The organism is Candidatus Desulfatibia sp., from assembly GCF_036446775.1.
Lineage (GTDB): Bacteria > Desulfobacterota > Desulfobacteria > Desulfobacterales > UBA11574 > Desulfatibia_A.
In genome coordinates this window covers 1-9,843 of the sequence record NZ_JAZFTO010000012.1, presented here as the reverse complement: position 1 = coordinate 9,843, position 9,843 = coordinate 1, and the positions used below count along the sequence as shown (strand labels likewise).

Sequence of the window (9,843 nt, the reverse complement as noted above, 5' to 3'; positions counted from 1 at the left end):
CTATTTTTTTTATTCTTTTGTTTGTTATTTGTTTTTTCGGTCATTGGAATTTATTTGTTATTTGTATTTTGTTATTTGGGATTTCCCCTTTTGGTCATTGTTATTTGTTTGATATTTGATATTTGATATTTGGAATTTAATTTACTCCATTTGAGATAGGTGCACCCCTATGGGGTAGAAACCAAAGCCTGGTCCTATGGGCCTCCGGCTCCGCTTCCAGCCCGTAGGGCCTACAGGCCGGAGGGTAGAGCCTACGCCTCGGAGAGCCAGGATTCTTTACTTTAAGGGATGTAGCTAAAGCTTCAGACATTCTCTAAGCAGTCTGGGATACATCTTCGCGTTGAACAAAATATTTGTTGTAAAATAGCATTCATGCGTGCAGTAGCATGCCTCAACTTTGATGGCCTCAATAACCTTTTTGGCACGTGCCGATTGCAGTATTTTTTTCACGTCGTAATCAAAATCTCGGACATTTCCGATTTTTTGATGAGACAATTCGCATGGATAGAGATCGCCTGTTTCCGTCAAAACGAGATTCAATCGTCCTGCATAACAGGGTATTAACCTTCGCTTGCGGGACATGGTTTGGTAAATAAGCCGGCGTTGTAAATTATCCTGGACAGCTTTGAAGCGTCCCCCCTTAAAGCGGTAAACACGCGCACGGGGTTTCTTTAGGTTTTTCTCTAAGGTTCGAATTGTTTTACCGTATTGGCTCAAATCTATCTTTTTGTAATGCTCCTCTTTCAACTTGCCGCGAACCATAGAGATCGTATGAGTTCGAACTTTATTTAAGCTGCGAACAAACTCGATGATTCCCTTACTACCATTCATCTTGTATTGATTTTCAGAGCAAAACAGGGTGTTGACGCCGATCTCCAAGTTTGAGTATTTATCGAGCAGACCAGCGAGTGCTTCGTAAGTCTGCATAAGCTTTTCAAAGTTGCCCGGCATCTTTCGCAAAGCATCATGCGCGTCACCCAGTCCATCTAAGGAAAGCTTTACTACCACAACGCTCTTTCGGCAGTGCTTGAGGATATCTTCTGTTTTTTCTTTAATAACTTCAGGCAGCAAACCATTGGTCGGATAGGTAAGGATGGCGGGTTTGTTGTTCTTATAGAATGTGATGCTGGTCTCAACAAGGTCCTTTCTAAGGTAAATTTCACCACCGGAAAAGAGTACCCACAAAAGGTTGCCCATGGAGCGGGAGATCCGTTCAATTTCGTCTATGGTAAGCTCAGGAAAGTCGTGCGCCGTTTCACGTCTATCCCTGAGATAAAAACAAAATGGGCACTTGGCGTTGCACTTTCGGGTCACAAAAAATGTCAGTTGGATGGGCTTCTTTTTCCGGAAAATATAGCCAATATATGCAAAGGGGGAGTTCATGACTCGTACTTCCGTAACACTTTAAAGGCCCACAGGTATTGGATGGCGCCGAGGAGAGCTCCGCCCCCCACTGCCAAGGGATAGACCATCGTATAATAACACACCGCCAAGATTAAAAAGGTCAAACCTTTTGTTTTGAAAAAAGCATCAAAAAGACCTTTGTTGACATAAAGATTAAATAGAAAAAGAAAGGGGATAATTGTCATGACCCATGCCGTCCCTGTAAGCCAATACAATAGAAACAAACACGTGTTAACAATAAATATGCCAACGTTGATCTTAAGCTCTGCCGAGGCTGTCCCGGAATCCGCCCAAAGGTCTTTGTTAAGAATTGAATACAGGGTCCAGTATCGCGATTTTTTCACGGCGTTGTTCAGCGATTTGAGGAAAGAAAAGTTGAAGATGTGCCGTACCAAGATCTCTGGGTTCATATGAGACTTATAACCGGCCCGGCAAAGCCGGTGAATGAATTCCACGTCCTCCACACATGCAGCGACGCCCATAAAAGAGTCTTCTACAAATCCGCCGGATTTTCTGAAAAGATCAGCATCGATGATCATGGCATGGGCGGCGATGTAATCGGGCACTTTCTTTTTTGTTTCGAAATAGTTGATGAATACGGACTGAAAGAGGCTGAAGAAATTCTGGTCATAAGGTAAGCGGGTGTAGGTTCCGCCGATGATATAGCCGTTGTGTTCATTATAGGTTTGGTTGGCCAGGGCCAGGGCATCTTTTTGCAGCAGGCAGTCGTTATCCGTAAAAAAAAGGAGTTCGCCGGAACTTGCTCCGGCACCTTTATTCCTTGCCTTTGACACACCCTCGTGACCTTCCAATCTGAGGAGCTTGCATGGAAATCTCTTAATGATTTCCACAGAAGAATCAGTGGAAAAATCGTCAACTACAACGGCCTCAAAACGATTGTAATCAGAGGAAAAGACGGCTTCAAGACATTTAGCTATCGTGTCTGCGCCGTTATGGTTTGGTATCACTACGGAGATAAACCTTTCCTTGTTCACGTGGTGCTCTGTCTCCGTACTTTGAAAAGGTCCTTTTTTACCCATATCCAAAACAGGCTCTTTATACTTCTGAGGGCTAGCTTCAAGTCATTCAGATTTTTGAGTTCAAACAGTTTTTTTAGTAGAAAGCAAGGCCTCGAATAGAATTTTTTGAAGGCTATCCGGCGCAGTTTGATAACCTCTTCGCGCGTCATGGTGTAGGGGACAAAGGCTGCACCCTGATAGGTAAAGTCGGTTAGTTCGTCAGAGATGGTCCCGTACTTTTCGTAATTATCGTAAAGGTATGTCCCCGGAAATGGTGTAATGGCATGAAAGCTCGCCATATCCGGATTAAGCTCACAGGCGAAATCAATCGTTTTCAGCCCTTCTTCAAAGGTCTCCCCCGGGATCCCAAACATGTAGGAAGTCTGCACTTTGATTCCAACATCTTTTGCGATTCTTACGGCTTTTCGTATCTGTTCAAGGGTTGTCCCTTTTCTGATTGCATTAAGGTTCTTCTGAACCCCACTTTCTGCTCCAAAAAGGATCGCCCAGCAGCCCGCATCCTTGAAGGCTTTCAACAAGGCTTCATCAACCTGATCGACGCAGGCTGATGCAAACCAGGTAAAATCAAGGCGCCTTTCCTGCATTTTTATGGCCAACTGCATGGCTCGATCATAATCTTCCGCAAAGGTATCATCTATAAATTTTATTTCTCTAAAGCCTTGTTTAAGACAGAGTTCTATTTCATCCAGAACATTTTTTATGCTGCGATAGCGAATTCCGCTCTGCCTTTCTTGGTCCATCTGAAAGCAAAAGATACACTTCCGATTACAACCCCTCGATGTCATTATAACAGCAACAGGTTTTCTTTTGTACATAGCCGGTGGAGGAATATATCGATTCACCTCACCTAAAAGCTCTCTGTTCGGGAAAACAAGAGCATCTAGATTCGTAATTAAAGGCCTCGGCGGATTTTTAATTATCCTATTATTCTCTCTGTAGATGACACCCTGTACATCCTTTAGGCTTTTACCCATCTTAAGCCGGTCCAGCATCTCAACCACCGTCAACTCACCCTCACCTGTAACCACTGCATCAACGCTTTCGCCGCCACTACTCAAACAATACTCCTGCACAGCGATGGGATAGGGGCCACCGATACATGTAAATATATTCTTGTCAATCCTTTTGATATTGATGGCAGTCTCTTGGGCCTTCTGCCAGCCAAAGGCGGTCGAATAGATGCCAACAAAGCCCGGTTCAAATTTCTTGATTTCATTCAAAATGGCTTCATGGGCCATAAAGGCACCATTAAAAAACCGCACATCATGTCCGGCCTTTAAAAGGTTCGAAGCTACATATAGTGTTCCCAGGGGCTGCCAATAATTGATCTGCGAACCGGCAGTTTTAGAAGGGAAAATATCTCCGGGCACCCATGAAGGTATAACCAAAGCACATCTCATGCGCTAACACCTGCAAAGACCCGCGCCTTGGTACCATCTGCACAAAAATCAGAGTTTCTTTTTATTATCTTTTCGGCTGCTTCTATACCGGACGCTATGGCCTGGTCCATATTGTGATATTTAAACATTCCTCCTCTACCGGTAATGTGCAAATTTTTAAATTTGCTCAAATAGACACATATTTTATCATAATGCTCTCTGTATCCCACTTCAAACAGCGGATATGCTTTGGGTACCCTTATTACAACATGGTCTATAACTTCCTCCCTTTTAATGAATTTTAACTTCTCCAAATTCCGAATCGTGTTATCTGCCAGTTCCTCGTCGCCGGCGCACCAGGTTTCGTCGCCACTGAAGCAAAAATATTCCATAACAAGGAGTGTCTTACCTTTCGGGGCCATCTTAGGACTCCAGTTGGTGGGCTCATGAACCCTGCCAAAAGGTATCTCTTGCTCAGGGATATAGATCCAATTTTGGTTAGTGACCTTTTCACGGTTCAACATAATCGCTACGATCACCATATCTCTGAATTTTAATTTGGCAGCGGCCCTGAGAATATCATCCGGTGGCTTAGGATCGAGCATCTGTACCAAGTCGTTTATCGGAATGCTGGATATTACTTCCGATCCTTCAAAAGGGATGGAATGATAGCCATTACGAGCCACGGCGGCTTCTATCTGTAAGTTGTCGTGGCAAAGCCGCTCAATCCTAACGTTGAGTAGAACACTATTTCTTTCGTTTATTTCGCTTTTAAGCCTTTCCGAAATTCTTCCAATCCCCTTGGAAGGATAGATGAATTTATCGGCCAGGGTGGCAATCTTGTTCCCATTAAACCGAGAGAAGGCATTTCTAATGGCAGTACCTAAGGAAAGACCTTTAATGCGCTGTGCCGCCCATTCCATGCTTATCCGGTGGCATTCTATTCCCCACACCTTCTCACTGTACTCCTTGAAATAGATATTGAACATGGTGCGGCCGAAACGGTTCACCAGCCAATCCTCAACGGAGACCATATCAGGCATCTTGTATCGGCTTTTGATGCGCTCAAAAGCGTAGTCGAAGAGGACTTTTAACGTCATAGGAATGCCGATCCCAAAAATAGCATTTAACGGCTTAAGAGGATAATCAAAGTATTTGTTTCGGAGGAGGATTTTACTTTTACGGGGCACTATTAGTAATTCTCCCTCCATCAGGTCTATCAAAAAATTCTCGATCTTTTTGTTCTTTGTGAAAAACCTGTGACCTCCTAAATCAAACCGGAATTCGCTATGAACAACTGTTCTTGCAAGCCCTCCAACCGTGGCATCTTTTTCGAAAACTTTAACGCCGAGCCCTGCTTTGCTTAAGCTATAGCCGGCGGCAAGCCCTGCAAGCCCGCCGCCTAATATTAGAATTTCGTTTATTGGCCTGGTCAAGTTTTTCCTTCCCGGTTTTTTAACTATGAAATCCAGCTATGGTTTTTAAAATCAGGTAGAAATTTAGAGAATTAAGATATTGTAATATCAATGAGTTAAAAAACAACGTAACCGTCACTCTTTTCTATCATCGCTACATGATTTTCCTGCGTGGCAAAGTCCTTAGGGCCAAGTCCGGGTACCTCTCCCTCCAGGCCCAGGGCCCGGAAGCTCACGTCACACAGCGACATTTTTGCCTTGCCGGCAAGTTGAGTAAATTCTGGAGACTGGGTGAGGAGAACCCCTTTGCCGGTGAAAAAGATAAGAACATCTTTGCCTTTTTCGTGGGCGGCATTGGTCAATTTGTTTACATAATCGAGATGCTTATCCGAACTTACTAGAATGCCTAATATTTCAGCCATAGATTTTACTCCGATTTATTTTATTTCCGGTCCCCAAAAATCGGACCGCTATTGCTGGTAAGCACTGCTGCACCGGTGCCGCAGGCTTAACCTCTGAGCCTGTGAACGGTTACAAGAACAGCGGGAAGTGTTATGCGGAATGATTTACCACCAGCAGATTACTTTGTCGTGTGAAAAAATATCATCCACCAGCCCGGACCAGTCAATGTCATCCTTGTATAGGGCCGTTACGTTAACTACCTCTTCCACGGAAATGGCTTCCATACATGTCTCCACAGTATCGTCAGGCTCTGTCCGCAGAACATGAAGTACTCTCATAATTTTTGCCCTCTAAAAGGGGATGATGATGTCAACCTCCCTGAGCCTGGCTGCCATCTCCCCGATGGTTGTATGTTTAAATCCGTATTTTTCCACGTTGGCCTGGTTGTTGGAAAAACAGTCGCCTTCCATTTCTTCAAAAAGCTCTAAGTTTTCACGATAGGTCTCGTCCATATTGGCGATTTCGTGATGGAGGACGTACATCTGCACCTGCGCATTGGAAAGCAGCAATCCCAGGCTGGAACGTAACCCTTCATACTGCTGATCCACATCATTGATGAGCAATGCCATCTTCCGCATCTTTTCTTCCACCTCCTTTTAATGAATTGCAGCAGCGTTAACCCCGCCCAGCTTTTAGCGGGATTGCGGGGTTAACGCGCGAATTAAAAAATAGACGGAATTTCTTAGAATTTTGAAATCATTAGGGCGTCATTTTTATAAGTCAGGCTGATATATCAGTTTGGGGTCCATCTTATAGGTCCACGGTAAATTCTCAATACGCCAGCCACCCATCATACGCTTCCCGGCAAAGGGACTTATTTTATCTTTTACTTTATCGCCTTCAAAGCCACCTAAGATATTAAACACCTTATCTTCTTTAAACCCGGCATCAACTGCGGCGGTACTTGCGGCGATAGTCCTTTTTGCACTTCGGCACAACAACAACAAGGTGTCGGTCGCGGGATTAAAACGGGCCAAAAGGTCTTTGCCGAAGTTTTTATTCAAAACCTTGCCGTAGCCCCTGCTACCCGCCTTGGTTGTATAAAATTTCCAGGGGATAAGGTAGGCTCCGACAGGATGGCCAATATCCTGATATTCGTAGCGAGTTCTTACATCCACCAAAAAAGTGTGTTCCGGGTCATTCTTCAGCATCTTGTATGCCTCGATGGGAGTCACATCTCCGCCCTTGTGTTTTCCTTTTATCGGGTATACTTCTTGTGCGGCAGCAAGGGCACTAAAAGCAAATACTATAATCAATGTTAAAATCAATGTTTTTTGTTTCATTATTTCCTCCTTAAATATTTGATAAAATTAAATAAATGTGCGCTGACATATTGATCAGAGAAAATTCTTAATAACCACCTCCTTTCGACCGAACAGTTTTTTTGATAGATATTTAAATTTGAATTCCCCGCTGCTTGCAGCGCGGGATGAATTCAAATGGGGATAGGAATTTTAGCCCGCCTGAGGCGGATAAACCTTTCGCCAAACAGAGCGGCGTAGCCGCGTTTCATAAAATCGTAACACGATTTTATTCTCCATAGAAACCTGATCTTTCTCCGTAGCTCTCTGCATCTGCTATGCTCTCAACAGTTTCTGTTCCATAGCCACCCGTATCTGCTCCGTATCCGCCGGTCTCTCCACCGTAGCCACCGGCTTCAGTTCCTCCTGATAAACCTTGCCCAATTTTTTGAAAACCGGTGTAAGACGAAACACTATAACCGATCAAAAACCCTGTAAATAACGCTACAACAACAATCACCACCCAGAGACTGCTTTTCATTTTTATCGAAACCTCCTTGCTATAGACAGATATAGGCGTTATGTCTTTTTGATGGTAAAATTAAAGACTCCGTTGTCATGGTTTTTTTCTAAAATCTCATCCCCGTTTCTATCACACATGGCACTGATAGATTCGCCGGATGATGGATTGTCGAATATTATTTCAAGAATATCGTTTTCCTTCATCTTTTGGAGAGCCTTTTTTGTGTATAGCTGTGGATGAGGGCAGACATAGCCGGTTACATCCAACAGGTAAGAGTTTTCTCCTTTTTTTTCAAACGTTACTGCCATAAGCAAACACCTCCTTTATTCAGATTTATTAAAAGCCAAAAGCTTCCATCTCCTTGGCCATCTTTCTCTCGGTCCACCAGGCAAAGAATTTAACGCCGATAAAAGCACCGCCGATCATGCCTATTCCAAACAACCACCCCGAAGGATCACCATTGGCAACCCTTACAAAGAAGGCCCCCACATTGCATCCAAGGCCAAGCCTTGAACCAATGCCCATTAAAAAGCCGCCCGTCGTTGCCCAAACAGAAAGCTCCCAGGTAGGTTTTTTGAATTTGAACTCATTGCTCAGAAGTGCCATCACGGCCGCACCGCCGATAAGGGCCAGTGACATCCAGTCCGCCGGGTTAACCAGCGGATTGGGGATGCCATTGGTGAGCCCGAAATATATATTATCCATATTGTTCGCGCCCAGCTTATTGAATACCCAGCCTACCCATTGGGCTTCCTGGGTCGTAACATACCAGTAGCCCGGATCAAATACAGTTCCTCTGATGGATACACCAAAGCCGTGTCCCAAGGATAGCAGGATCTCGCCCGCATTCCTGATACCGAATTTAAGACGCAACCCCTGCAAGACAAACATTTGCAGGCCACAAGCAATACCAAGGATTAAACCTGCGATAGCCGTCCTCTTTGAGGCTATAATCATAGTCCAGTATCCAATAAGCTCGGTTCTAAAACCCCGGCCGCCTTTTTCCTTTATCCAATTCTTTAAAAAACCACTTCTGGCCCAGAAGATATATACAACAAAAAGTAATGCCATTGCCGGTATTACAACTCCCACCAAAAAGTTACCAATAAAGGCCCCGGCGACAGAGGCGTTTTTTAGCCCCAGCACCTTTGCAAAGGTTGTAACCGGCTGGTTCCATACATAGCCTGCGAGATATTGGTCCAACCAGCCCTTATCGGCGGTGATGACCGCAGGCAGCCCTTTAGCTAAGGCTGATTCCGTCCAGGATTGAGGGACAAGTTTATCGGCCCAGCCGCCAATATCCGCAAATATCGCCTGGGTAATACTTATTGATAAAACAACTATGGCGGCAGCGCCGTTACCTTCTCCGGTCTTATAGAGGGAGCCTGAGGCACAACCACCCGCAAAAACCATCCCGACCCCGAAGATGAGTCCGGCAATAACAGAATGAATACTGGATGGAGCCGGATGAAAGGTGCTCATGCCGGTGGCAGTAACAAAGGAAGCGGTCAGACTGAAAAGTACCGTGGCGATCATGATTCCTACCACCATTCTTGGAACCCCGACAGCAAAGAGGTCTCTGAAGGCCGAAGCAAAGCAGAATCTTCCGTACTGAAGACACATGCCGTAAATAAAACCGAACCAAAGATAGGCTACGAGATAAATATATAACTCACTAAGGGAATAAGTCCCAACGCTTACTAAAATGAAGAAGCCCACTATTACAAAGGCCCATGTTCGATTTCTTCGCTCTCTATTATTCAATTAAAATGCCCCTTTTTTCGTAATAGTTCACCGCAGAGTCGCAGAGGACGCAAAGACAATGAATATTTTTCTTTCTCTGACCCCGGAGGAATAGGCTCCGCATTCCACAGGGCAGGGAGGGCGAAAAAAACTATTGTTTAAAGCTCATAGAGCACTAATCGGCATGGGATGGATCTTTTTGCTTTCCGGCGTCTCTGTTCCGCTGTAGTTTGCGGGGTCAGCGGAAAGCAAAAAAAGATAACCCTTTGCGCTCTCTGCGACTCTGCGGCAAACTGTTACACAAAGAGTTAATTTTAGTGATTGTAGAGGTAGCCGAATATGTACGAGACCTTTAAAGAGCCTTCCGTTCTGTTGGTCCTTATCCTGACGGCCATTAGCGTCTGCTTGATTATTGTTAAGACCGTCCATGCTCAATCCGGCCATATCCAAACCATAGTGACGCCCCCTCCAAGTCTTGAACCGTTGAATTCCCCGGAAGTATTTGATCCTGACAATCTTTATGAAAAGATAAACGGCCAGGCAGGGCTTTATCTATCAGCAGGTTTTGTGCGCTTAAAAAGCCAGTGGTTTGCGGAAACAAAAGACACAGATTCAATGTTTGAGGTTTATATTTAT

At 44.6% G+C, this 9,843-nt stretch carries 12 protein-coding genes; 1 reads left to right on the top strand and 11 read right to left on the bottom strand.

Features of this window, described 5'->3' with window-relative positions:
- Positions 1-294 precede the first annotated feature (294 nt).
- The 11 genes from V3S16_RS00575 to V3S16_RS00525 all read right to left on the bottom strand — a co-directional run bounded on the left by V3S16_RS00575 (position 295) and on the right by V3S16_RS00525 (position 9,228).
- Positions 295-1,383 carry a radical SAM/SPASM domain-containing protein gene (locus V3S16_RS00575; protein WP_413882728.1) on the bottom strand — a complete coding sequence of 363 codons (1,089 nt, stop codon included), beginning with the start codon at positions 1,381-1,383 and terminating at the stop codon, positions 295-297.
- Complete coding sequence (locus tag V3S16_RS00570) at positions 1,380-2,372, bottom strand: glycosyltransferase family 2 protein (protein ID WP_413882727.1); 993 nt, start codon at positions 2,370-2,372, stop codon at positions 1,380-1,382. Before V3S16_RS00570 ends, V3S16_RS00575 begins: the two co-directional genes overlap by 4 nt.
- Before the next feature lie 23 nt (positions 2,373-2,395).
- Positions 2,396-3,844, bottom strand: a complete 1,449-nt coding sequence (locus V3S16_RS00565; protein ID WP_413882726.1) for a B12-binding domain-containing radical SAM protein — start codon at positions 3,842-3,844, stop codon at positions 2,396-2,398.
- Positions 3,841-5,259, bottom strand: coding sequence for an FAD-dependent oxidoreductase (locus V3S16_RS00560; protein WP_413882725.1), 1,419 nt, complete (start codon positions 5,257-5,259; stop codon positions 3,841-3,843). The genes V3S16_RS00565 and V3S16_RS00560 overlap by 4 nt, the downstream gene beginning before the upstream one ends.
- 95 nt (positions 5,260-5,354) lie before the next feature.
- A complete protein-coding gene (locus tag V3S16_RS00555; RefSeq protein ID WP_413882724.1) occupies positions 5,355-5,660 on the bottom strand; it encodes a hypothetical protein in 306 nt (101 codons plus the stop codon).
- A 144-nt stretch (positions 5,661-5,804) separates the two neighbouring features.
- On the bottom strand, positions 5,805-5,978 hold the full coding sequence (locus tag V3S16_RS00550; RefSeq protein WP_413882723.1) for a hypothetical protein: 174 nt from the start codon (positions 5,976-5,978) through the stop codon (positions 5,805-5,807).
- Positions 5,979-5,990: 12 nt separating this feature from the next.
- A complete protein-coding gene (locus V3S16_RS00545) occupies positions 5,991-6,278 on the bottom strand; it encodes a hypothetical protein (RefSeq protein WP_413882722.1) in 288 nt (95 codons plus the stop codon).
- Positions 6,279-6,413: 135 nt separating this feature from the next.
- On the bottom strand, positions 6,414-6,983 hold the full coding sequence (locus V3S16_RS00540) for a rhodanese-like domain-containing protein (protein WP_413882721.1): 570 nt from the start codon (positions 6,981-6,983) through the stop codon (positions 6,414-6,416).
- 247 nt (positions 6,984-7,230) lie between these two features.
- The gene (locus V3S16_RS00535; protein ID WP_413882720.1) at positions 7,231-7,482 is read right to left on the bottom strand and encodes a hypothetical protein; all 252 of its coding nucleotides are present in this window, start codon (positions 7,480-7,482) and stop codon (positions 7,231-7,233) included.
- Between the two features lie 38 nt (positions 7,483-7,520).
- The gene (locus V3S16_RS00530) at positions 7,521-7,772 is read right to left on the bottom strand and encodes a sulfurtransferase TusA family protein (RefSeq protein WP_413882719.1); all 252 of its coding nucleotides are present in this window, start codon (positions 7,770-7,772) and stop codon (positions 7,521-7,523) included.
- Positions 7,773-7,800: 28 nt separating this feature from the next.
- The gene (locus V3S16_RS00525; RefSeq protein ID WP_413882718.1) at positions 7,801-9,228 is read right to left on the bottom strand and encodes a YeeE/YedE family protein; all 1,428 of its coding nucleotides are present in this window, start codon (positions 9,226-9,228) and stop codon (positions 7,801-7,803) included.
- Between the two features lie 318 nt (positions 9,229-9,546).
- Here V3S16_RS00525 and V3S16_RS00520 point away from each other — a divergent pair.
- On the top strand, positions 9,547-9,843 hold a 297-nt coding region (locus tag V3S16_RS00520), incomplete at its 3' end, for a DUF6599 family protein (protein WP_413882717.1).

Bases quoted from the DNA above. Each gene is read 5' to 3' on its own strand.
- V3S16_RS00555 (WP_413882724.1), bottom strand. From the start codon at position 5,660: ATGGCTGAAATATTAGGCATTCTAGTAAGTTCGGATAAGCATCTCGAT.
- V3S16_RS00550 (WP_413882723.1), bottom strand. From the start codon at position 5,978: ATGAGAGTACTTCATGTTCTGCGGACAGAGCCTGACGATACTGTGGAG.
- V3S16_RS00545 (WP_413882722.1), bottom strand. From the start codon at position 6,278: ATGCGGAAGATGGCATTGCTCATCAATGATGTGGATCAGCAGTATGAA.
- V3S16_RS00540 (WP_413882721.1), bottom strand. From the start codon at position 6,983: ATGAAACAAAAAACATTGATTTTAACATTGATTATAGTATTTGCTTTT.
- V3S16_RS00575 (WP_413882728.1), bottom strand. From the start codon at position 1,383: ATGAACTCCCCCTTTGCATATATTGGCTATATTTTCCGGAAAAAGAAG.
- V3S16_RS00530 (WP_413882719.1), bottom strand. From the start codon at position 7,772: ATGGCAGTAACGTTTGAAAAAAAAGGAGAAAACTCTTACCTGTTGGAT.
- V3S16_RS00535 (WP_413882720.1), bottom strand. From the start codon at position 7,482: ATGAAAAGCAGTCTCTGGGTGGTGATTGTTGTTGTAGCGTTATTTACA.
- V3S16_RS00565 (WP_413882726.1), bottom strand. From the start codon at position 3,844: ATGAGATGTGCTTTGGTTATACCTTCATGGGTGCCCGGAGATATTTTC.